22 protein-coding genes are annotated in these 22,172 nt (G+C 47.2%); 21 read left to right on the top strand and 1 reads right to left on the bottom strand.

Annotated elements, in window-relative coordinates:
• Positions 1-22 precede the first annotated feature (22 nt).
• From MKY24_RS17885 to era, 18 genes are all read left to right on the top strand, one after another.
• Positions 23-1,207, top strand: coding sequence for an exonuclease SbcCD subunit D (locus MKY24_RS17885; RefSeq protein WP_053325790.1), 1,185 nt, complete (start codon positions 23-25; stop codon positions 1,205-1,207).
• Entirely contained in the window at positions 1,204-4,599 is a 3,396-nt protein-coding gene (locus MKY24_RS17880; RefSeq protein ID WP_339200535.1) for an SMC family ATPase, read from the top strand. Before MKY24_RS17885 ends, MKY24_RS17880 begins: the two co-directional genes overlap by 4 nt.
• 263 nt (positions 4,600-4,862) lie before the next feature.
• A complete protein-coding gene (locus tag MKY24_RS17875; RefSeq protein ID WP_068942383.1) occupies positions 4,863-5,273 on the top strand; it encodes a hypothetical protein in 411 nt (136 codons plus the stop codon).
• A gap of 311 nt (positions 5,274-5,584) precedes the next feature.
• Positions 5,585-6,928: a PLP-dependent aminotransferase family protein gene (locus tag MKY24_RS17870; RefSeq protein ID WP_053325788.1), complete on the top strand. Its 1,344-nt coding sequence runs from the start codon at positions 5,585-5,587 to the stop codon at positions 6,926-6,928.
• Positions 6,929-7,090: 162 nt separating this feature from the next.
• A complete protein-coding gene (locus MKY24_RS17865; protein WP_025722131.1) occupies positions 7,091-7,450 on the top strand; it encodes a histidine triad nucleotide-binding protein in 360 nt (119 codons plus the stop codon).
• Positions 7,451-7,621: 171 nt separating this feature from the next.
• Entirely contained in the window at positions 7,622-7,795 is a 174-nt protein-coding gene (gene rpsU / locus MKY24_RS17860) for a 30S ribosomal protein S21 (protein ID WP_005547957.1), read from the top strand.
• A 16-nt stretch (positions 7,796-7,811) separates the two neighbouring features.
• The gene (locus tag MKY24_RS17855; RefSeq protein WP_013311146.1) at positions 7,812-8,255 is read left to right on the top strand and encodes a GatB/YqeY domain-containing protein; all 444 of its coding nucleotides are present in this window, start codon (positions 7,812-7,814) and stop codon (positions 8,253-8,255) included.
• Positions 8,256-8,534: 279 nt separating this feature from the next.
• Positions 8,535-9,902 (top strand): NfeD family protein, encoded by a 1,368-nt coding sequence (locus tag MKY24_RS17850; RefSeq protein WP_071558467.1) that lies wholly within the window; start codon positions 8,535-8,537, stop codon positions 9,900-9,902.
• Positions 9,903-9,945: 43 nt separating this feature from the next.
• Entirely contained in the window at positions 9,946-10,947 is a 1,002-nt protein-coding gene (floA, locus tag MKY24_RS17845; RefSeq protein ID WP_014282496.1) for a flotillin-like protein FloA, read from the top strand.
• A gap of 44 nt (positions 10,948-10,991) precedes the next feature.
• Positions 10,992-11,570, top strand: a complete 579-nt coding sequence (locus MKY24_RS17840) for a hypothetical protein (protein WP_339200533.1) — start codon at positions 10,992-10,994, stop codon at positions 11,568-11,570.
• 419 nt (positions 11,571-11,989) lie between these two features.
• Positions 11,990-13,399, top strand: a complete 1,410-nt coding sequence (locus MKY24_RS17835; protein WP_023989489.1) for an amino acid permease — start codon at positions 11,990-11,992, stop codon at positions 13,397-13,399.
• Between the two features lie 380 nt (positions 13,400-13,779).
• Positions 13,780-14,073 (top strand): sporulation protein YqfC, encoded by a 294-nt coding sequence (yqfC, locus tag MKY24_RS17830; protein ID WP_023989488.1) that lies wholly within the window; start codon positions 13,780-13,782, stop codon positions 14,071-14,073.
• Positions 14,070-15,263, top strand: coding sequence for a sporulation protein YqfD (gene yqfD, locus MKY24_RS17825; protein ID WP_028540459.1), 1,194 nt, complete (start codon positions 14,070-14,072; stop codon positions 15,261-15,263). The genes yqfC and yqfD overlap by 4 nt, the downstream gene beginning before the upstream one ends.
• 6 nt (positions 15,264-15,269) lie before the next feature.
• Complete coding sequence (locus tag MKY24_RS17820) at positions 15,270-16,241, top strand: PhoH family protein (RefSeq protein WP_013311138.1); 972 nt, start codon at positions 15,270-15,272, stop codon at positions 16,239-16,241.
• Between the two features lie 95 nt (positions 16,242-16,336).
• The gene (locus MKY24_RS17815) at positions 16,337-18,583 is read left to right on the top strand and encodes an HDIG domain-containing metalloprotein (RefSeq protein ID WP_209942901.1); all 2,247 of its coding nucleotides are present in this window, start codon (positions 16,337-16,339) and stop codon (positions 18,581-18,583) included.
• Between the two features lie 55 nt (positions 18,584-18,638).
• A complete protein-coding gene (gene ybeY, locus MKY24_RS17810; protein ID WP_023989485.1) occupies positions 18,639-19,136 on the top strand; it encodes an rRNA maturation RNase YbeY in 498 nt (165 codons plus the stop codon).
• On the top strand, positions 19,136-19,510 hold the full coding sequence (locus tag MKY24_RS17805) for a diacylglycerol kinase family protein (RefSeq protein WP_053325783.1): 375 nt from the start codon (positions 19,136-19,138) through the stop codon (positions 19,508-19,510). Before ybeY ends, MKY24_RS17805 begins: the two co-directional genes overlap by 1 nt.
• Positions 19,511-19,559: 49 nt before the next feature.
• Entirely contained in the window at positions 19,560-20,462 is a 903-nt protein-coding gene (era, locus tag MKY24_RS17800; RefSeq protein WP_013311134.1) for a GTPase Era, read from the top strand.
• Positions 20,463-20,635: 173 nt separating this feature from the next.
• Here the strand turns inward: era and MKY24_RS17795 are convergent, their stop codons facing one another.
• On the bottom strand, positions 20,636-20,782 hold the full coding sequence (locus MKY24_RS17795) for a hypothetical protein (RefSeq protein ID WP_023989483.1): 147 nt from the start codon (positions 20,780-20,782) through the stop codon (positions 20,636-20,638).
• A 75-nt stretch (positions 20,783-20,857) separates the two neighbouring features.
• Between MKY24_RS17795 and MKY24_RS17790 the strand changes: the two genes are divergently transcribed.
• The 3 genes from MKY24_RS17790 (at position 20,858) to MKY24_RS17780 (ending at position 22,075) form a co-directional block, all read left to right on the top strand.
• Positions 20,858-20,995, top strand: coding sequence for a YqzL family protein (locus MKY24_RS17790; RefSeq protein ID WP_013372137.1), 138 nt, complete (start codon positions 20,858-20,860; stop codon positions 20,993-20,995).
• Positions 20,996-21,037: 42 nt separating this feature from the next.
• Positions 21,038-21,790: a DNA repair protein RecO gene (recO, locus tag MKY24_RS17785; protein ID WP_023989481.1), complete on the top strand. Its 753-nt coding sequence runs from the start codon at positions 21,038-21,040 to the stop codon at positions 21,788-21,790.
• A gap of 138 nt (positions 21,791-21,928) precedes the next feature.
• Entirely contained in the window at positions 21,929-22,075 is a 147-nt protein-coding gene (locus tag MKY24_RS17780) for a hypothetical protein (protein WP_155613687.1), read from the top strand.
• The last annotated feature ends 97 nt before the right edge of the window (positions 22,076-22,172 follow it).

The raw sequence follows: 22,172 nt of genomic DNA, 5'->3' as shown, positions 1-22,172 counted from the left end.
AGATAGGGAGAGGAGGAATAGCATGCGGATTTTGCATACAGGTGATTGGCATTTGGGCCGCACGTTGGAAGGACGCAGCCGTTTAAAGGAGCAGGAGGCGTTTTTGGAAGAATTGGCGAAAATGGCTGACGATCAGCAGGCCGATTTGATTATGATGGCTGGAGACGTATACGACTCAGTCAATCCATCGGCCGCAGCCGAGCAATTGTTTTATGAAACGTCTGCCCGTCTTACGGCTGGAGGAAGACCACTAGTCGTCATTGCGGGCAATCATGATCAGCCGGAAAGGGTATCCTCGGTCACACCGCTGGTGAGCGGGCGCGGAATTACATTGCTGGGACTGCCCCATGGGGAAGCGGTACGCGTTCATACACCGCGAACGGGTGAAATGGCATGCATTGCAGCCTTGCCATATCCCTCCGAGTCTCGTCTGAACGAGCTATTGTCTGAAGACGGAGATGAAACAGTATTGCGCGAGGCATACAGCCGCCGTGTGGGCTTGCTGATGTCACAGCTGGGTACAGCATTTCGGCCTGACACCGTTAATTTGTCGATGAGCCATATTTATGTGCTCGGCGGGCTGGAATCGGACTCGGAACGTCCGATTCAGGTCGGGGGGGCGTATACCGTAGATCCGTCTGCTTTGAGCATTGGGGCACAGTATACGGCTCTAGGACATTTGCATCGTCCCCAATATGTGAAGGGAGACGGGCTGATGCGTTACAGTGGCTCGCCGCTGGCTTATAGCTTTTCCGAAGCCGGACAAGCCAAATCGGTTACGTTAATTGACGTGGTTGCTGGCAAGCCTGCTCAGGTCGAGGAACTGTATATTACCAGTGGACGCCCATTAGTGAGGTGGCGTGCACGGGGAGGTCTGGAGGAAGTATATCGCTGGCTGGACGAAGGACTGGATGCCGATGCCTTTATTGATCTGGAAATTACGCTGGATGAAGCGATGTCGATGGGAGATATTCAGCGGCTGCGCAAAAGCCGTGAAGGCATCATTCATATTCGCCCAATGTATCCAGAAATGGCTGCCGCACAGCTGGAGCACCAACGATCAGAACTGCCAGTGCATGAGTTGTTCCGGGCATTCTATCAGCGGCAGACAGGTGGAGCACAGCCAGATGACGGATTAGTGCAGTTGTTTCTGGAACTGGTGGAACAGGATGATGCAAGAGAGCACGCTGAGGAGGATGACGCATGAAACCAATCCTTCTAAAACTGGCGGGGTTGCAAAGCTACCGGGAGTCACAGGAAATTCGCTTTGACGATTTGACCGAAACTGGACTGTTTGGAATTTTTGGCCCAACGGGTAGTGGAAAATCAACGCTGCTGGATGCCATTACGTTGGCTATGTACGGTAAAGTGGAGCGGGCAGTGAATGGTACACAAGGCATTATGAATCATGCTGAGGATACGTTGTCTGTTGCGTTTACGTTTGAATTAATGTCAGCTCAAGGGCCTCGTCGTTACCGTGTAGAACGACGTTTCAAACGTGCTGGAGGCGTATCGGTTAATAATACGCTTAGCCGTTTTATTGCGTTAACAGAGGATGGCGAGGAAGTGCTTGCCGATAAGGTGCAGGATGTGACGCGCTGTGTAGAGGAGTATATCGGCCTGAAAATGGACGATTTTACACGAGCTGTTGTATTGCCGCAGGGAAAGTTTGCGGAATTCTTGTCCTTAAAAGGCAGTGAACGTAGACAGATGCTACAGCGTTTATTCCATCTGGAGAAGTACGGAGATCAACTTGCACAGAAGCTAAGCCGTCGTGTGAAAGATAACGATAGCGCACTGAAAGCGTTAGAGGCGGAGCAGCAAGGGCTGGGGGATGCGAGTGCTGAAGCGCTTGAACATGTAGAGTTGCGTCTCAAAGAGGCGATTGCCAATGCAGAAGCTTCGCGTCGCGAGCTAGAGCGTGTCTCACGTGAATCGGAGGCGCTAAACAAAACCCGTGAGCTGGTCATCGAGCTCAGCCAAAGATCGAACGAGCTGGAGCAGTTGGCAGCACAGGAGCCGGGCATTGCTTTGCTGGAGCGCAAGCTTCGACAAGCAACTGCAGCCGAGGCATTGCTGCCTGCGCTGACGGATTGGAAGGAAGCCATTGCTGAAGCGGAAAAACGGCAAAAGACTGCCGAAGAAATGGAAGTCCTGGCCGCTACCGCGCAGGAGGCTGCGCTTGTGTCTACGCAAGCAGATGAGCAGGCCCGGCAAGCACTCAGTGCCGAAGAACCGAAGCTATTGCTTCGGATCGACCAACTAGAGCAGGCGCTTCAACTGGAGCGTGATACGGAAGCGTTGCGGACCGAACGGGAACGTCTGGCGGCCGAGCTTGTGCAAAGCGAACAAACCCTTGCTGAACATGCAGAAGGACTCGCAAAGGAACAAGAGCTACAGACGCGAGGCTTGAAGCGACAGCAAGAGCTTCAACAGGAGCTAAAGCAAAATGAAGTGCGGGCAGATGAGCGGCGTATGCTGCAAGAGGCTGTGCAACGGCTGCAACAGCTGGAAGTCGCGAATGAGCAATTGCGTGAAGCTGAACTGGAGTACACCGCTCAGGAGAATCGGCTTGTGCAAGCTGACGAACGTTTACAGCTGACGGACCAGGAGACACAGGAGACAGAGGCACGGCGTTCTGCCCTTGCTGCACAGGCAGCTGATGGCATTGAGGCATTGCTGACGTTGGAGGCAGAGATCACCGTCGATATGTCGTCACTGGCCTCCGAGGAAGAGCAACTGCGCCACGAGCTCCGTGCCGAGGAGCTGGGCCGTCTTGCTCAGCATCTCGCTGCCGAGTTGCGCGAAGGCGAGCCGTGCGCAGTGTGCGGCTCGTTGCATCACCCCGCGCCTGCCGTCGTCGCGGCGCATAGCGCGGATGCCGCTGCGCCAGATGAGCTGCACCGCCTGCGGCTTGGTTTGCAGGAGCTGCGCCTCACACTGCGCCAGCAGTTGCACGAGCAGCGCAGCTTGCTGGCCCAGCCCGCCACCGCAGACAGCGGCGCTGCCGCCACGGGCGAGCCTTTCACGCCTGCGGCAGCGCCAGCAGAGCCGCGCGGTGCCGCCGCTTGGGCGGAGCGCTGCACGGCGCTGGAGCGTGCTGCGGCAGAGCTAGCCGCACGTGCGCATACGCTGCCTGCCGAGGCACAGGCGCTGCGCGAGGCAGACGCCGCCGGACAGCAGCGGCGTATCCGTGCTGCCGCCGAGCAGGAGGCAGCAGCAGCAGCGCTGACGCAGGCACGCAGTAAGCGCGAGGCGTGCACCACGCGCAGCGAGGGGCTGCGCGCCGAATGGGCGGCGCAGCTAACGGATGTCGCTCCGAGCGAAGCTGCGGAGCGTTACCGTGCCATGCAGGAGCGCGACGGGCGTGCGGAAGAACTGCGGTCCCGGCTGGAGACGAGTGTGACCTTCCTCGAAGGAAAGGCGGCGCGTGTTCAACAGATACAGCAGAGTATCATCGAGGAGGACAAAATCATTATTGCCCGCCGTACAGGGCTCCAAAGCAAAGATGATTCGCTTCGTGAAAAGTTAGCACAGCTCCGAAAATGGGTTGGAGATGGCCAAGCGGCTTCATTGCTGGAAGAAGCGACCTTGCGACTGCTGGGACTGAAAAACGGAGCCGAAGCCGCGGCACGCCGCCGTACCGAAGCGGAAGAACGCAAGCAGCAAGCCGTTCATGCTTCACTGATTGCCCGGCAGGCCTCCGACTCGGCAGAAGAAAGACGGCAAATGGCAGAGTCCCGTTGGGGCAGCCGTCTGGAAGCATCCTCCTTCGCTACGGAAGCAGAGGTCATGGAATGCTGCCTGGGACCGGAAGAAGCCGCACGCTATGAGCGTGAAGTGAGTTTGCATCGAGAACGGGAAAAAGAGCTGTCTTCCCGCTTAAAACATGTCGAAGAGCAGCTGAATGGAGCAACGGTAACAGAGGAACAGTGGGAAACGGCCACTGCACAGCTACGTGATTGCCGTGCACGCGACGAAGAGGCGCTTCAGAATCGCGCGAAGGCTGAGCGTGATTTAGAGGACTTGCAGCATCGACATGTCCGCTGGATGGAGCTGGAGTCCAATCGTATACATTTGCGTAGCGAAGCGGAAAAAATGTCCAAGCTCCAGTCTGTTTTTCGCGGCAATGCCTTTGTTGAATATATTGCCGAGGAGCAGCTCATGCAGGTCAGTCAGTCGGCTTCACGCCGCCTGCGTTTTCTGACCAAGCAGCGTTACGCGCTAGAGGTAGATTCCAGCGGTGGATTTGTCATTAGTGACGATGCCAACGGTGGGGTCAAACGTCCGGTATCGACCTTGTCCGGTGGCGAAACGTTCCTGACCTCCTTGTCGCTTGCGCTTGCGCTGTCGGCTCAAATTCAATTGCGGGGCCAATACCCTCTGCAATTTTTCTTTCTGGATGAAGGCTTTGGAACGTTGGACCCTGAGCTGCTTGACACAGTGATCACCTCACTGGAAAAGCTGCACCATGATCAATTGTCTGTTGGTGTGATTAGTCATGTGCCTGAACTACGGGCCCGTCTTCCGCGCAAGCTAGTTGTTCTGCCAGCAGAGCAGGCTGGAGGCGGCTCACGTGTGGTTATGGAAACTTTTTGAAGCAATGTGATACAGGTCACAGATACAGTTTCAAACTATTGTTATAATACAGCCAAGCCGACAAGTTAATCATACAGCACCCCGGCGGACGTATGCTGCGGAAGAAATCTTCCCATCATACGTCCGTTCAGAGGGGCTCTGCCAAGAGCTCCCGGGGTGCTTCTTTTTTTTTTGCAAGCCGGAATTCGCCCAATTTGATGTAGCAAATAGCCCGTTTTTGAATAACATACGGTATACATGCAAGAGCCTAGGAGGAAACAACCATGGAAAAAAGCATGACAACCGAAAAAGTTACAGCACCGGAACAGACGGATGCTAAAACACTATGTCAAAAGCATATGCATCGTTATGTATGCGTATGGGTGAAGGACGGGACAATGTATGACGGCATTGTAGAGCATGTGGATGATGAAAAGATATACTTAGCCGTTCCTATGGGTGGAGACGAAATGGAGAATGTCAATGTTAATCTCCCATATCCGCCTAATAATTGTGGCTGCGGCTCCCGTGCTTATGGTGGCTATGCGTCTTATCCTCCGTATCCGTATCCGTACCCGTACCCGTATCCAGCACCCGCTTATGCATATGGGTTCCCATACGGACGCCGTCGCTTTAATCGTTTGATTCTGCCACTTGCAGCGTTGACAGCGATTAGCTTGCTGCCTTATTACTAATCCTATTTTCTTAGTCGTCAGACATAGTGAATTCCTGCTCTCTCCCGCCTACAGTTCTTGTGCAGTACAAGTGACTTTAAGGCGCATCCATACATTATCACCATGCAAGGCTGCTTCTTCGTTATGAAGAAACAGCCTCTTTTTCACGTAAAACATCCCGAATATGATTCAATGATTGAAACTGTATTAGTACAGTTCAATGAAATGAGGTATCCTGTTTATTCATAAACCATGGTAATATCTAGCGTGTAAAGAAACATAAGACGGAATAAGCATGTAATGAGTATGTAAAGAGCAGGTGGGAGGATATTGTGAAAAAATACGTTTCAATTTTATTGGATATAGAACTTAAAATTCGCGAGGGACAATATAAATCAGGTTACAAGTTGCCGTCGGTCCGTGAGGCTTCTGAATTATACAGGTGCAGCAAAAGCACGATTCTGCGGGCATATGCTGAACTTGAAAAGAAACACGCCATCTATTCCATACCGCAAAGTGGATACTATGTAGTGGAAAATTCGGGCGATTTACACCATAGCCATATTCAAGACTCCGTTGATTTTGCTTCGGCCTCCCCGGATTTGAATGTATTCCCTTATCTGGATTTCCAACATTGTTTGAATCAGGCTATTGACACCTACAAATATCATCTGTTCACTTATGGCGATTCGCAAGGGCTGGAAACACTGCGTCATACGTTGGTTTCCCATTTGGCTGATACTCAGGTGTTTGCAAAAATGGATCGGATTATCGTTACTTCGGGTGTTCAGCAGGCATTGGAGATACTCGCTAAAATGCCGTTTCCCAATGGCAAAGAAAAGGTTTTGGTCGAGCAGCCAAGTTACGATATATATTTGCGTTTTCTGGAGGAAGAGAACATACCCGTCAGTACCATCGTCCGGACAGCGGAAGGTATGGATTTTCACGAATTGGAGAATCAATTTAAGAACGAGAGCATCAAGTTTTTTTATACCATGTCAAGATATCATAATCCATTAGGAGTCTCTTACAACACAGAGGAGCGAAAAGCGATAGCTGCCTTAGCCGCCAAATATGATGTGTACATCGTAGAAGATGACTATATGGCAGATTTGGGGGCCGATCATCTTTTTGATCCCATTTATGCATACGACCAGACGCACCATGTTATTTATTTGAAAAGCTTCTCGAAAATCATTTTCCCCGGCTTGCGATTAGGAGTTGCGGTATTGCCAGAAGTCCTATTGAAGACGTTTAACACTTATAAAAGATATGTCGACACATCTATTTTGTCTCAGGCGGCGCTTGATATTTATATTAAAAATGGAATGTATGAACGCCACAAGCACACGATATATAAACTGTATTCGGAGCGCGTTCGTGCTCTTAACAAGGCTGTGGAACGATACAATCAGGCCGGATACGTTCAGACTTCAGCTGTAACTTCAGGAGTTTATATGCAGTTTAAACTGCCTCGGACGGTGAATTTGGAACGCTTGGTACAGTGTCTTTCCGCGAGGAACATCCAGGTTGTAGCTGGCAAAGGCTTTTATTTATCAGGCTATAGGGAACAAGAGAAATTTTTGCGCATAAGTATTTCGCGCGCGCAGTTGGATCAAATTGATGCAGGGGTGAAAGCTATTATAGAGGAAGTTAGTAAGGGAAACTGGTATTAAGACCCTTTTTCCGTTATGATACATAAAGAAACATAAGTATAACCAAACATGGCTGTATATGTTTCTATTCAGTGTGGGAAATACATAACTTTGAATGCCGAGAGCAAGGGCTGTTTTTGTCTATTTGCTTATGATCGGCTCACTGCCAAAGGAGGGTTTTGAATGGACGATCTGTTTTTGAAAATTGTGGATGGAACCATCCCCAGCAAGAAGGTGTTGGAAACCGACAATGTGCTCGCATTTCATGACATCCAGCCTGCGGCGCCAGTACACGTGCTCATTATTCCAAAAAAATATATTCCTTCGATGAACGCTGTGACAGAGGAGGATCTTCCTCTTATCGCGGAGATTCATCGTGTTGCGGTTGAGGTTGCGAAAAAGTTAGGAATTGCCGAGTCTGGCTATCGGTTGATTAACAACTGTGGCCCAGATAGTGGACAAGCGGTGGGGCATCTGCATTATCACTTACTGGGCGGCGCCAAATTGGGTGCCTTGACAGGTATTTCGGACTCACATTCTTAAAAAATGACAGAGCTTGTCTTTTCAGTAATACGGATGTGAATGGAGAAAAATGGCCCTTTATGTATTCATTTTTTCTTATAGGTTGACACCTGGTTTCCGTTTCACCTATAATAAAATTTGATGAACCGTGTTATTGCTCTTGGACGGTCTGGTCGGAGGGAGGGAAAACTGGTGTCTGAAACTAAAGTTCGCAAAAACGAGACAATTGATGCTGCACTTCGTCGCTTTAAACGTTCCATTGCTAAGGATGGCGTATTGGCTGAGGTGAAGAAACGCAAGCATTATGAAAAGCCAAGCGTAAAGCGCAAGAAAAAGTCCGAGGCTGCTCGTAAGAGAAAGTTCTAGGAGGATCTAAGCAATCATGAATTTGAGCGAACGATTGAACGAAGATATGAAGCAAGCAATGAAGAGTAAGGACAAGTTCAAACTCTCCACCATTCGAATGGTTCGTTCTACGATTAAAAATCTTGAAATAGATTTGAAACGGGATTTGGACGACAACGAAGTGCTTGATATTCTGAGTCGTGAGATCAAACAGCGAAAAGATGCCCTCCATGAATTTGAAAAAGCCGGTCGTGATGAACTTGCGACAAGCACTAAAGCAGAAATAGAGATCATCGCTCAGTACCTTCCCGAACAACTTTCTGAGGAAGAAATTAAAGTTATTGTACAGCAGACCATCCAGGAAACCGGTGCTTCTTCGAAAGCCGAGATGGGGAAAGTAATGACGGCCTTGATGCCTAAGGTAAAAGGCCGCGCTGACGGTAAGCTCGTGAACCAAGCGGTTCAGCAATTTCTGCAATAAACCTGCGACAAACAGGAAAACACAACACCCTCTGTTTACAGAGGGTGTTATTTCTATATATGCGATGCCTACCATAGAATGTAATGATGAGAAGATTCTTTTATGTAAGCGCTATTATTAATTGTGTGAAACGTGATGTCCGTTGGGTGCGTAAAGTATCTGACAGCCGTCAGGATTAGCAATATACCCAATAATTTCACATTAAATCCTGAAAACTGTATAGTTTGTCTAACAAAGTTTGGTATGCTGTAACATAGAAAGATCGAAAGGGGGAGAGAAATGCATAGAGAACATCACCACTCCAGTCGCAAATTGATCTTTTTAACGTTGTGGATTATGGTATCCGTTTTGCTGTTACCCTTAGTTCATTCCGAATCAGCGGCGGCCCAAACTAAAGGTGGAGCTGTGTTTGTTATACCAGTTGATCAGGAAATTGAGCAAGGTCTAGGCAAATTTATGGAACGTGGATTTGCAGAAGCAGCAGATTCCAAAGCAGGTCTGATTTTACTGGATATTAACACTCCCGGTGGACGGGTAGATACAGCGGAGAAGCTGGGTAAACTGATTAAAGACAGTCCAATTCCGACCGTAGCCTATATAAGGGGCGAAGCGGCCTCAGCGGGTAGCTATATTGCGTTGAGCGCAAACAAGATTGTTATGAAACCGGGGAGTATTATCGGAGCAGCAGCGTTAGTAGACGGTAGGGGGCAGGCTATCACAGATCCAAAAACGGTAGCTTGGTGGAAGAGTAGCATGGCATCTGCCGCAGAAGCTGGCGGACGTAATCCGGATATTGCCAGAGGTATGGTTGACTCCAAAACGACCGTATCTATTCCAGAGATGAACTTTAATAAGGAAAATGGTCAGATCATTTCTTTAACCAGTGAGGAAGCGCTGAAGTTGGGTTATGCGGATCACATCGCGTCTTCCGAACAAGAAGTTATCCAGTGGATGGGTTACAGCACGGATGATGTAATTCATGTGGAGCGAACATGGGCTGAAAAAGCAGCCGAGATATTGACCAACCCAATTGTGCAGACGTTACTTTTATTTATCGGTATCGCGGGTGTCGTTATTGAGCTGCTCGTACCCGGTTTTGGTGTACCGGGAATTTTGGGCATACTCGGATTTGGTTTGTATTTTTTCGGCAATTATATCGCTGGTTTTGCAGGTTCGGAGACGTGGTTGTTGTTTATTATCGGTCTGGCTCTGCTTATACTTGAAATGTTCATCCCAAGCTTTGGTATTTTGGGCATTTTGGGTTCAGTCAGCCTTGTCGCCGGAGTTGTTCGGGCAGCATACAACATGCAGCATGCGTTTATATCTTTGGGCATTGCCTTTGCAGCTGCGGTTGCTGTTGTGGCGATTATCGCAGTTGTATTCAAGGACCGAGGGATATGGAACCGTTTTATACTTAAAGAAAGTTTAACGGCTGAACAAGGCTTTTCTTCAGTTGTGAACCGGGAAATGCTATTAGGTCAACGGGGTGTCAGTCTGACACCACTTCGTCCAGCCGGAACGGTGCTGATTGCTGATGAGCGAGTCGATGTTGTAACGAACGGCGAGTTTATTGCTACAGATATGCCGATTATAGTATCCAAAGTAGAAGGTGGGCGAATTGTGGTCAAGGCTGACACTAGCGTCTAAACAAGTAAATAACAAAGAATTAGATTAATGGAGGATGATGCGAGTGTTCGAATCGGGTATTGTCAGCGTTTTGCTGATTGCCGTTGTAGTGATTATTGTATTGAGCGTATTTTTCAGTTTCTTCCCGGTGATGCTGTGGATTTCAGCATTGGCATCGGGTGTGCGTATTGGCATCATTACGCTGGTAGCTATGCGGTTACGGCGCGTCACGCCAAGCCGAATTGTCAATCCGCTCATTAAGGCAACCAAGGCGGGTCTGGGATTGAACATCAACCAGCTGGAAAGCCATTTTCTCGCAGGAGGGAATGTAGACCGAGTGATCAATGCGTTGATTGCTGCCCAGCGTGCTAACATTCCGCTTGAATTTGAACGTGCGGCTGCGATTGACCTGGCAGGACGGGATGTTCTGCAAGCGGTCCAAATGAGCGTTAATCCGCGTGTTATTGAGACACCTACTGTTGCAGCGGTCGCCAAGGATGGTATCGAAGTGAAGGTTAAAGCTCGTGTTACCGTGCGTGCCAACATTGATCGACTCGTCGGGGGTGCCGGAGAAGAAACGATTATTGCACGGGTCGGTGAAGGTATCGTTACAACCGTAGGTTCCAGTAATTCGCATAAGGACGTGCTGGAGAATCCGGATTCAATTTCGAGAACTGTATTGTCCAAAGGTTTGGATGCTGGGACAGCATTTGAAATCCTGTCCATTGATATTGCGGACGTTGATGTAGGTAAAAACATCGGTGCTTTTCTGCAAACAGAGCAGGCGGAAGCCGACAAACGTATTGCGCAGGCAAAAGCAGAAGAGCGGCGTGCGATGGCTGTAGCGCAGGAACAGGAAATGAAGGCACGTGTCGTAGAAATGAGAGCACGCGTGGTGGAATCCGAATCCGAAGTGCCGCTGGCAATGGCTGAAGCACTGCGTGGCGGGAAACTTGGCGTCATGGACTATATGAATTTGAAAAATATTGAGGCGGATACGCAAATGCGTGGCTCCTTAGGCAAACCGAATGAGAACTCGGGGAATGATAACAAGAACCGGGATTAATAACGGGACATAGCCGATGAATTACGGCAGCTAGGTGGTGAGTAATGAACTTTATCAGCTGGATCTTTGAGCATTTGTATATCCTGATCGTGATTGGCTTTGCTTTGGTGTCCTTTTTGGGGAAAAGCATCCAAGGCACAGGGCGGAAATCTCCGCCACGAAAAGGTATGCCCACCTTTGGTGGTGATCATGGTTCTCGTGGGCCCTCGACGTCATCCAGACCCTTCACAACGGAACATGGGCAAGAGCAGCGCCAAAAGGATGCTGCTGGAGAGTTGCAACGTCAATTTCCTAATGAACGACGGGTAGTTATGGAAGCTCGTCGTATAGAAGAAGTGGGCGATCGGTCAGAAACGGAAGAACGGATGGACCGGGATTCATTAGATAACGGTTCGACTCTAGAGGATCGGATCCGTGCTATGGAAGAAGAACGCAGATTGGTTTTAGCCCGTCTCGATCGTATATCCAACGCGAGGGAGTCAGGGGAAATTACAGATGCGCCAGAGATAGCTTCGCAAGACCGTAATACGGTGGATACGGCTGATCTGCGCAGAGGTGTGATTTGGGCAGAAATATTAGGTCCTCCGCGTTCCAAGCGCTATATGGGTGGAGGAAGACGTTAAAATGATAGTGGATCCGTCACGGCTTTGGCTGTGGCGGATCTTTTTTTGTGAGCTTTAGGAATACATAAGCATGCTCAGAATAAAAAATGAATTAACGACAAATGCTCTAATTACCTGACAACGAATGTGATAATCCCTTGTGCGCCCTAGGTTTCTCACATTTGTTGTCATCTAAAATGGTGGCATTTTGTCTAATTTAGGGTCTCGTTTATGAAAATATATTCGTGAAAAATGATCAAATGTAACAATATGAATGGAGCTTTCCAAAAGCAGTTTTCATTTTTTCTTTTTTATATATAATGTTCTCAATGATAGATACTTATGAAATTTACTCCAAATTTAGCTAAAATTTGATTTATATCGAGGTGATAAAACAAGATTATAAAAATGGAAAATTAATTTCTAGGAGGATGGGATAGATGGGAAATAGCTTGTTCAGAAAGAAGAGCATTGATCAGTTGATTGCCGCTACGCGGGGGGAAAAAGCACTCAAAAGGGAACTGGGTGCGTTTGATTTAACGATGCTTGGGATTGGAGCCATTATCGGAACGGGGATATTTGTGTTGACAGGTACGGGAGCAGTTACGGCTGGTCCAGGCTTGGTACTTTCTTTTGTGATTGCGGGACTCGCCTGTTTATTCGCGGCATTGGCTTATGCGGAGTTTGCATCCACCGTTCCAGTATCCGGTTCTGTTTACACTTTTACATATGCTACGATGGGGGAGCTATTGGCCTTTATTATTGGATGGGATTTAATTTTGGAATACATGCTGGCAGCCAGCGCCGTTTCCGCAGGTTGGTCGGGTTACTTTGTATCATTTTTGAATGGAATTGGCCTTCACATTCCGCTTGAATTCACTGCCGCACCGGGGACTTTAAAAGACCAAACTACTTATTTTAATCTCCCAGCTTTTTTAATTTTGATGGGTATCACGTTCTTGCTTTATTTTGGGATAAAAGAATCAAAACGGATAAACAACTTCATGGTAATTGTAAAGATTATTGTTATTTTATTATTTATCATCGTTGCTTTTAAATATGTGAAGCCAGATAATTGGACACCATTTATGCCGTTTGGGTTCAGTGGGGTGTTTGGAGCCGCAGCACTTGTGTTTTTTGCTTTTATTGGTTTTGATGCTGTTTCATCAGCGGCTGAAGAAACCAAAAATCCCGCTCGTGATCTACCGCGAGGCATTATTTTCTCACTCGTTATTTGTACGTTTTTGTATGTTATTGTTAGCGCGATTATGACAGGTATTGTGCCGTTTATGCAATTTGAAGGTATCTCTCACCCAGTGTCATTGGTATTGCAGGTTGCGGGCCAGAACTGGGTTGCAGGTATTGTAGATATAGGAGCTATCTTAGGGATGACAACGGTCATGCTGGTAATGCTCTATGGTCAAACTCGCATTATGTTTGCTATGTCACGTGACGGCTTAGTCCCCAAAGTATTATCCAAGGTTCATTCTAAATATAAAACGCCCTACATTAACACGTTGTTTTTTGGTACTTTATCTGCATTAATGGGTGGGCTGATCCCGCTGGATGAGTTAGCTAGTTTGGTGAACATTGGAACCTTGTCAGCATTTATTCTGATTTCGGTCGCCGTCATCGTTATGAGAAAAACACAACCTGATTTGCCCAGGGCCTTCCGATGTCCTGGAGTTCCGTATATTCCGATCCTGGCTATCGTTTCATGTGGGGTGCTCATTCTTAATCTGAATGGCCAGACATTTATTCGCTTTATTATTTGGCTTGTCATTGGTATGGCGGTTTACTTCTTATACTCTAGAAAAAACTCTCTTTTGAATCGAGATACCGAAAAATAACTGTGTCATCTGATGAAAATCAAAAAAAAGACAACCTTGTTTTCGATATGAAAATGAGGCTGTCTTTTTTGTTGTAAATTTTGAAAGGACACATCTTTTTCCTCTGCAATATAGCAGCTGCTGCGAATTGTAAGTTTAGCCTCATAAATGCGGGGACTGGATCATAAAATGTACAGTACAGATATCTGTGGCGCTGGTGTAATGGCGTTCACTGATAATAAGAATATAAGATGAAAAGCCAGCAGCGTAGCTGCCATGAAACATCTATGGGTACCGAATGGCAATAACAGAAGATGAAAAAATAGCAGCGTGCTGTCATCAAAACAACATTAGCCGTTGGATAACAGATGTTTTGATGACAGGAAAGGAGATTTCGCCGTATGAGCCGGATGAGCCGCAAACTGCGAAAGTGGGCCAGCGAGACGCTGGAGCTTCCGCAGGACATTCTATTTGACCTGCCGCGGTTAACCCTCATCGGCAGCCGCCAGCTTTATGTGGAGAATCACCGGGGCGTGGTGGATTTCACACCGAATCAGCTCGTACTTGCACTTGAGAAAGGCAGGCTGAGGGTGTCCGGCCATGATTTAGTCATTACGTCTATTCTGCCAGAGCAGGTAAGTGTGGAGGGACATATAACAGATATCCAAATGGAAGGAACGGAGGAAGGCTCGTGAAACATCCTGCTTTAGCAATGCTGCGTGGCACGGTTACCCTTGCTGTCAAGGGCGAAAGTGTGGAAGCTTTCATTAATTTACTCACCGATCACCATATACCTGTTTGGAACGTGCGGCCGATGGGTACTAGACATGCAGAAATGAACCTTCTGCTGCCGCACGTCTTCCTCCTACGCCCGCTTTTGAGAAGGACAGGCTGTAAAATGCATGTTCTGAAGCGGCAAGGGCTTCCCTTTACTGTTATACGGCTTGCCAAACGTAAATTTTTTATGGCTGGATTGGCTTTGTTCTGGATAGGTCTCCTGCTGATGTCTTCGCTTATCTGGGACATTGAAGTGAAGGGGAATGATAAGCTCTCGACGGACTCCGTTCTCAAAGCCGCCCGACAGGAGGGGCTGTATCCGTTTCAATGGAGCTTTCGTCTTTCCAGTCAAGACAAGCTTTCCCGTGCGCTCATGCAGAAGCTTCCAGAGGCATCCTGGATCGGTGTGGAAAAGCAGGGTACTTTGGTAACGATTCAGGTTGTTGAAGCTTCACAGCCTACCCCTGCGCCGCTCTACAGCCCACGTCATATCATCAGTAAGGCAGACGCGGTAGTCACTGAGATTTTTGCCGAGCAGGGTCGTCCTGTCGTGCATAAAAATACACGTGTCAAAAAAGGAGCCATCCTCATCTCGGGAACGCTTGGAGATGAGGAGAATCAGCAGCAGGTCGTAGCCAAAGGAGAGGTTAAGGGTCTTGTATGGCATGAATACGAAATTAGCAGTCCTACGGTGCAACGCAGCAGCACGTATACAGGTAACAGTCACGACCGCTTGTATCTGGTGTTAGGCAATCGTGCGATACAATTGTGGGGATATGGGAAAATACCTTATTCTACACATAAAACAACAGTTGAACATGATCCGCTAACTTGGCGTTCCTTCAAACTTCCGATGGGTTGGATGACTGAAAGTGTGAGGGAGACAAAGATACAAGAGCAGAAGCTTACGGAAGCAGAAGCGAAAATGTCAGGAATAGAAGGCGCGCGAGCTGATATTTTAGCTAAATACGGCAAAGGAACGAAAATAATGAGCCAAAAAATTTTGCATGAGAAGAGAGAGAATGGTAAAGTTTATATGAAAGTGCTTTTTGAAGTGGAGCAGGATATTGCGGAAGAACTTCCGTTAGTTCATAACCAAGGAGAATGAGGCTATTTGGCAGAACAACAACGCAGCATACAAATTGCATTGAACAATGCGGGAGAAGGACAGGCGTTATTTGGCCCGCAGGATTCCTTTTTAAAATTAATCGAAGCCGCTATTCCAGCAAAAATAGCATCTCGTGAGGCAGAAGTTAATGTTTTTGGTAATGCTCACGAGGTGGAAGTGCTCGAACAATTGTTCGATGTATTACTCCAGTTAATTCGCAATGGGTATATACTGACCGAAAGGGACGTCCATTATGCGATTGAATTGGCAAAAGATTTGCGCGCTGATCAGCTGCTCGATTTGTTCAAGGGTGAAATTACGACGACGTTCCGGGGGAAACCGATTCGCGTCAAAACGATTGGACAAAAGCACTATGTAACCACGATTAAGAAACGCGATATTGTATTTGGAATTGGCCCGGCGGGTACGGGTAAAACCTATCTGGCTGTAGTGCTGGCTGTAGCTGCCCTGAAGGAAGGTTCAGTCAAGCGCATTGTACTGACTCGTCCTGCGGTCGAAGCAGGGGAGAATTTAGGTTTTTTACCAGGGGATTTGCAGGAAAAGGTTGATCCGTATTTACGCCCATTGTATGATGCCCTATACGATGTGATGGGCCCAGAGCAGACTGCAAAGGCACTGGAGCGTGGGTTAATAGAAATTGCTCCTTTGGCTTATATGCGGGGACGTACGCTGGATGATTCATTTATTATTTTGGACGAAGCGCAAAACACCACACCCGAGCAAATGAAAATGTTTTTGACTCGACTTGGTTTCGGCTCCAAAATGGTCATTACCGGCGATGTTACGCAAATTGATTTGCCTCGTGGCAAAAAATCCGGTCTGATTGAAGCGAATGCGATTTTACAAGGGATTGAAGAAATAGGCTTTGTCCAGTTTGCAGAAGAGGATGTTGTCCGTCATTCCCTAGTTCAAAAAATCATTGTTGCTTATGACCGTATTGCCGAAAATCATGGATAGCCATTCAATCACGAGTATGGTGTGTACGATCAGAAAAAGTATAAAATGAGCAGTGTAGCTGCCTTGAAAAAGATGATGGAGAGGGATTGTTTTAGATGACCTCGAAGGAATTATCTAAAGGGAAAACGTTCCAGCATAGAATGAATGGATGGAAGTATAGCGTGGCGACACGCTATCTTCTGTTTTTATTTTTGGTGGTTCTTTTTTATGTAGGCTTTGCATCCAAGCTGCTTCCCGAGCGTTATGACATTCGGGTAAATCAACCGAGTGAAAAGGAAATTGTCGCCCCGATGCAGCTTCCTAACAGTAAGGCGACTTTGAAGGCTCAAGAGGAATCAGCTGAACGTGTGCAGCCCATGTATACCATTGTGCCAGTTCGCAACGATAACCTGATTACTGGTATTTTGGATCGAATTGAACGGCTCAATCAGGATGATCAGGTTTCCAGAGCAGATAAGATTTCGATTTATAAGGATGAGATTCCGCAACGTGCACGGGAATTTGTGCAAAATTTTGTGAATAACAGCCGTAATGCGGATGCCTACCCAGATAAGTTGCTGGATGAAGTGCTGGAAAAAACGAAAGAGCAAACGTACCGAATTCCAGAGGAGACATTCATTAAAATTCCGCGCCTTACATCTGAGGATATTGCTGAAATGCGGCCTGTTGCCCGTGAGATTGTGACAGGGTTGATGAATGATCAAATTACGGATGCCCAGACAGCTCGAGCCAAGGTAGCTGAGCGGGTTAGTACAAGCTCGCTTACCAAACGTACCTCACGGGAGGTTGTTCAGGAACTTGCAAGGCTTGTGATTACCGCCAACAAGTTTTATGATGATACAGCTACGAAGGACGCCAAGGTACAGGCTCGTGAAGATACACCGACAGTTTACATTAAACAGGGTGAAGTACTCGTCAAGAAGGGTGAGATTATTACCCAGGAAATCTATACACTGCTTGATGAAAATGAATTGCTCAAGGATAAAATCAATTATTGGCCACAATTTGGTCTACTGATGATGTCTATGATGCTTGCGTTGGGCTTGTTTATGTATATTCGTCAATTCCAATCACGAACACGAAACTTCAAGTATAATAATGCGCAGTTGCTCATGCTAGTATTAATCTTTGTGATTACAGTGGGAGCAATGATGTTAATTTCCATACTGCAGAACAGTGAACGTTCCTATCTCGGCTATCTGGCGCCTATCGCGCTTGGAGCTATGCTCGTAACGCTGTTGCTTGATATGTCGTTGGCTTTCGTATGTGCCGTTATATTCAGTATATTGGCAAGTGTTATTTTGAATGTCCGTCAGGGACAAATTTTTGACTTTAATTTTGGGTTTTTTGCTCTTGTGGTCTGTCTGGCAGCGATTTTCTCTACCCATCGAGCCAGCCAGCGTTCAACACTGTTCAAAGGGGCGATCATGGTATGCCTGTTCGGGGCCCTGTCTGTTTTTTCTCTGGCACTGATTGACCAAGGGAATTGGACTCAAACGACGACGCTCTATGGGGTAGCTTTTGCTTTTGCAGGCGGTCTGATAACAGCAATACTTGTTATTGGGCTAATGCCATTTTTTGAGTCTACCTTTGGTATCTTGTCGGCACTGAAGCTTGTTGAGCTGTCGAATCCCAACCATCCCTTGCTCCGCAAGCTGCTTACGGAGACACCGGGAACGTATCATCATAGTGTAATGGTGGGTAATCTGTCAGAGGCCGCAGCGGAGGCTATAGGAGCAAACGGCTTGTTGTGCCGGGTTGGTTCGTATTATCATGATATTGGTAAAACCAAGAGGCCTTCGTACTTCATTGAAAATCAAAATGGGTTGGAAAATCCACATGATACAATAGAGCCCAAGCTGAGCAAATCCATCATTATCGCCCATGCTCGTGACGGGGTGGAAATGCAATTGGATTACAAGCTACCCAAGCCAATTCGCGATATTGCCGAGCAGCACCACGGAACGACATTCTTGCACTATTTTTATCACAAGGCGTTGCGTGAGGCTGAAGAGCGAGGGGTAGAGCCTGACTTCACGGAGGATGATTTCCGTTATCCGGGACCGAAGGCACAGTCTAAAGAGTCTGCTGTGGTGGGAATTGCTGATAGTGTGGAGGCAGCAGTTCGTTCCTTACGGAAGCCGACGGTGGAACAGGTAGAATCCATGATTGAGAAAATTATTAAGAGCCGTCTTGATGATCACCAATTTAACGACTGTGAGCTGACCATGCGGGAGCTTGATATCGTGGCTCAAACCCTCAAGGAAACAGTAATGGGGATTTTCCATTCCCGTATTGAGTATCCAGAGGAAAGGCCCAAGTCTGAAAACGGAAAAGCTTAATATAACTTGTGCACGAAGCACGGTTAGAGCACTAGAATTAAAAGGAGCGGTTGGCATGGGCCTTCAATTAGCTTGGAATAATGAACAAAACGATATGGTAATTAACGAATCCTTGATTACGTTGCTGAACACCTTATTGGAGGAGGCAGGCAAAGTGGAAGGAGTCACAGACGGTGAGGTAGCCCTTACCTTCGTTAATGATGAGCAAATTCATGAGTTGAACAGGGACTATCGGGGAATTGATCGTCCCACCGACGTGTTGTCTTTTGCTATGAAGGAGACACTGGATGAAGAGCTTGAAATTATTTACGAACCGAATGAAGAAACTTCAATGAATGATGTACCGGATGTTCTGGGGGATATTATAATCTCTGTACAGACAGCGCAAGCTCAGAGCGAAGAATACGGACATTCGATTGAGCGTGAAATCGGTTTTTTGTTTGTTCACGGCTTTCTGCATCTGTTAGGCTATGATCATCAGGATGATGTGAGTGAAGCTGAAATGATGGGCAAACAGGAAGCTGTACTGGCTCAAGCGGGGTTGACAAGGTAATGAGACGTCAGCCTTGGAGAATGACCTTTCGCTATGCGGCAGAAGGCGTGATGTACGCTCTGCGTACGCAAGTAAATATGCGGATACATGTGGTCATGGCGCTCTTTGTCATTGTAGCAGGCTTAACTCTGCACATCTCCCGGCTCGACTGGTTATTCGTCTGCGTGGCTATCGCTATAGTCATTGTAGCCGAACTGTTCAACACCGCTGTTGAAGCAGCGGTGGATCTCATCTCACCTGATATTCATCCGCTGGCCAAAGCGGCTAAAGACACCGCCGCCGGAGCCGTGCTCCTGGCAGCGGTTTTTGCTGTAATTATTGGTATATTTGTGTTTTATAGGCCTATGTTAACGTTAATTAGTTCGCTGTTTTAATGGAAAAACCAAAATAAAATAGGTGCTTAATCGCGCTGGAGGAAATGAAATGGCTAAGAAACACTTTAAATCAGGCTTTGTCGCAATTGTTGGCAGACCCAATGTCGGAAAATCAACACTGATGAACCATGTCATTGGGCAGAAGATTGCCATTATGTCGGACAAGCCGCAAACTACACGCAACAAAATTCACGGCGTATTTACTACAGAGGACACACAAATTGTATTTTTGGATACACCGGGGATTCATAAGCGCCAGTCAAAATTAGGCGATTACATGAATCAGACTGCTTTTAATACGTTGGGTGAAGTAGAAGCGGTGCTTTTTCTTATTGACGCTGCTGAGGGTCTAGGCGGTGGCGACCGTTTTATTGCGGAACAGCTTAAACAAGTAAAAACGCCAGTTATCTTGGTGCTGAATAAAATTGATCGCATTGAGCCGGAAGCGTTGTTGCCACTGATTGAGCAGTATCGCAAGTTGTACGACTTTGCAGAAATCATACCGATCTCGGCCAAAATGGGCAACAATGTAAACACCCTGCTGGAGCAGGTGCAAAAATACTTGCCAGAAGGTCCGCAATATTATCCGGATGATCAAATTACCGACCATCCAGAACAGTTTGTCATCTCCGAACTGGTTCGGGAAAAAATTCTGCATATGACACGTGAGGAAGTACCCCATTCTATTGCGGTTATGATTGAAGACATGAAAGTGCAGGATAATGGGGTAGTGCATATTATGGCTGTTATTTTTGTAGAGCGTGACTCCCAGAAGGGGATCATTATCGGCAAACAGGGAGCCATGCTCAAAGAAGTGGGCAAACAGGCCCGCCAGGATATCCAAAACCTGCTAGGCTCCAAGATTTTCCTGGAACTTTGGGTTAAGGTCAAAAAAGACTGGCGCAACCAGGAACGCGTCCTTCGTGACCTTGGCTTCCATCGCGACGCTTAAAAACAGAACTTGATTCTACGTCACTTTAGTTCAAGGGTTTATTGAGGCTAAAAAATTGATATTAAATAAATATGTATAGTTGTTGTAAGCATCATAAAAAGGCCGTACCGATCTCTATGACTGAGATAAGTAACAGTTTTTTGGTCATTCAAAGCGCCGCGCATATGCGGCGCTTAACTCTTGCTCTTTTTACCCCTTTCTTCCAGTGATGAAATAAGGAGTGCTTTTAAAAGAGTTATTGTAACTGTGTGCACATTGTAGCGGAGCGGTGTTATAACCCTCATACAGTAGCCTTTTTCAACGTAATCCATTAATTTCATCGCATACTTCTCCCCTCTTCGCATCATCCTATTTTTGAGATGCAAACGTCATTTCCGAAGAAAGGATGAATACGATTGCGAGATTTTTCGTGGAAGTATTTTGCGATGACTGGAGATGTCGGTGCGTATCTGTTATATCGGGAGAGCGCCGTGACAAGGGAGCAAGACACGGATGAGGGAGAGTCGGACGAGCATGAAGAAGCTCGTGAATAGTACAAGCCACTGGCTTCTTCGCGAATGTTTGGGGGAAGAGGCATGCTTTACAGGGTGGAAGGAATCGTCATCCGCAGCATGGATTACGGTGAGGGGAACAAAATTATTACGCTTTGCACCGAAAGCGGAGGCAAAGCAGGCGTGCTGGTCAGAGGTGCAAAAAAGTCCAAAAGCCGTCACGCTGCTTTAACGCAGCCGTTTACGTACGGTGAATTCGTTTTTTTTCGAAACACAGGCTTAGGCACGTTGAATGCCGGTGAAATCATCCAATCCCACCATACATTACGCGAGGATATTACTAAAGCTGCTTACGCTTCTTATGCTTGTGAATTACTCGATCGGGTGCTACAGGATGAGGAAACAGGCGCGTTCTGGTTTAAGCAGCTTAAAGCATGTTTGGAGGCGCTGGAGAGTGGCAAAGATCCGCTGATCGTCATGAGTATTTATGAATTTAAAATATTGCAGGCGGCCGGATATGCTCCTCAGCTTGATGCATGTATTTCAAGTGGTCAACAATGTGCTGATGAAGATATGTTTGTCAGTCCGAGGCTGGGCGGAGTTTTGTGTCGGAGCTACAAGCATTATGATCCAGCTGCATTGAGCGTGACTCCACGTACATTGAAGTTGCTGCGCTTGTTCGCCAGAATGGATTTGAATCGGCTCGGCAACATTGACGTAAAGGACTCCACAAAGCTGGAGATCAAACATGTCATGCGTCAGTTCATGGATATGCAGTTGGAGGTCAAGCTGAAATCCCGCAATTTCTTGGATCAGCTCGACAAGTACGATATGTGAAACGCCCTATTCTCTTGACTGTATTGCTGAAAACGTGTAATATCCTACTATATATCTCCTTCGGGAGCAGATGCATTGAACGAGAAAGTAGCGGGATGTATTCTCTGTAATTAGCGAGTTGGGGACGGTGTAAGCCCAGTGGGAATTCTTCGTGAACAAGGCACTCGGGAGCGTCTGAATGGACACGGAAAAGAGGATTACGATCTGATTGGTGATGTAGGATCGCAATCAAGTAGGGTGGAACCGCGGGAGTCAGCTCTCGTCCCTACGTCTGTACAGGCGTAGAGGCGGGGGCTTTTTGCTGTCTCTAGCAAGGCTTTTGGGATAAAATAGCCCTGTACATACGAGCTTAATGAGAAGAAATCACCAACATTTGAGGGAA

The organism is Paenibacillus sp. FSL P2-0322, assembly GCF_037975315.1.
Classification (GTDB): domain Bacteria; phylum Bacillota; class Bacilli; order Paenibacillales; family Paenibacillaceae; genus Paenibacillus; species Paenibacillus polymyxa_B.
The sequence above is the reverse complement of the archived record's forward strand: the minus strand, read 5'-3'. Positions and strand labels throughout refer to the sequence as shown.

What these genes read in the sequence shown, in the direction of transcription:
- MKY24_RS17875 (WP_068942383.1), top strand. Translation starts at nt 4,863, where the DNA reads ATGGAAAAAAGCATGACAACCGAAAAAGTTACAGCACCGGAACAGACG.
- MKY24_RS17885 (WP_053325790.1), top strand. Translation starts at nt 23, where the DNA reads ATGCGGATTTTGCATACAGGTGATTGGCATTTGGGCCGCACGTTGGAA.
- era (WP_013311134.1), top strand. Translation starts at nt 19,560, where the DNA reads ATGGCTAAGAAACACTTTAAATCAGGCTTTGTCGCAATTGTTGGCAGA.
- MKY24_RS17805 (WP_053325783.1), top strand. Translation starts at nt 19,136, where the DNA reads ATGAGACGTCAGCCTTGGAGAATGACCTTTCGCTATGCGGCAGAAGGC.
- MKY24_RS17840 (WP_339200533.1), top strand. Translation starts at nt 10,992, where the DNA reads ATGAACTTTATCAGCTGGATCTTTGAGCATTTGTATATCCTGATCGTG.
- MKY24_RS17835 (WP_023989489.1), top strand. Translation starts at nt 11,990, where the DNA reads ATGGGAAATAGCTTGTTCAGAAAGAAGAGCATTGATCAGTTGATTGCC.
- MKY24_RS17855 (WP_013311146.1), top strand. Translation starts at nt 7,812, where the DNA reads ATGAATTTGAGCGAACGATTGAACGAAGATATGAAGCAAGCAATGAAG.
- recO (WP_023989481.1), top strand. Translation starts at nt 21,038, where the DNA reads ATGCTTTACAGGGTGGAAGGAATCGTCATCCGCAGCATGGATTACGGT.
- ybeY (WP_023989485.1), top strand. Translation starts at nt 18,639, where the DNA reads ATGGGCCTTCAATTAGCTTGGAATAATGAACAAAACGATATGGTAATT.
- yqfC (WP_023989488.1), top strand. Translation starts at nt 13,780, where the DNA reads ATGAGCCGGATGAGCCGCAAACTGCGAAAGTGGGCCAGCGAGACGCTG.
- MKY24_RS17865 (WP_025722131.1), top strand. Translation starts at nt 7,091, where the DNA reads ATGGACGATCTGTTTTTGAAAATTGTGGATGGAACCATCCCCAGCAAG.
- MKY24_RS17850 (WP_071558467.1), top strand. Translation starts at nt 8,535, where the DNA reads ATGCATAGAGAACATCACCACTCCAGTCGCAAATTGATCTTTTTAACG.
- MKY24_RS17795 (WP_023989483.1), bottom strand. Translation starts at nt 20,782, where the DNA reads ATGAAATTAATGGATTACGTTGAAAAAGGCTACTGTATGAGGGTTATA.
- MKY24_RS17880 (WP_339200535.1), top strand. Translation starts at nt 1,204, where the DNA reads ATGAAACCAATCCTTCTAAAACTGGCGGGGTTGCAAAGCTACCGGGAG.
- MKY24_RS17815 (WP_209942901.1), top strand. Translation starts at nt 16,337, where the DNA reads ATGACCTCGAAGGAATTATCTAAAGGGAAAACGTTCCAGCATAGAATG.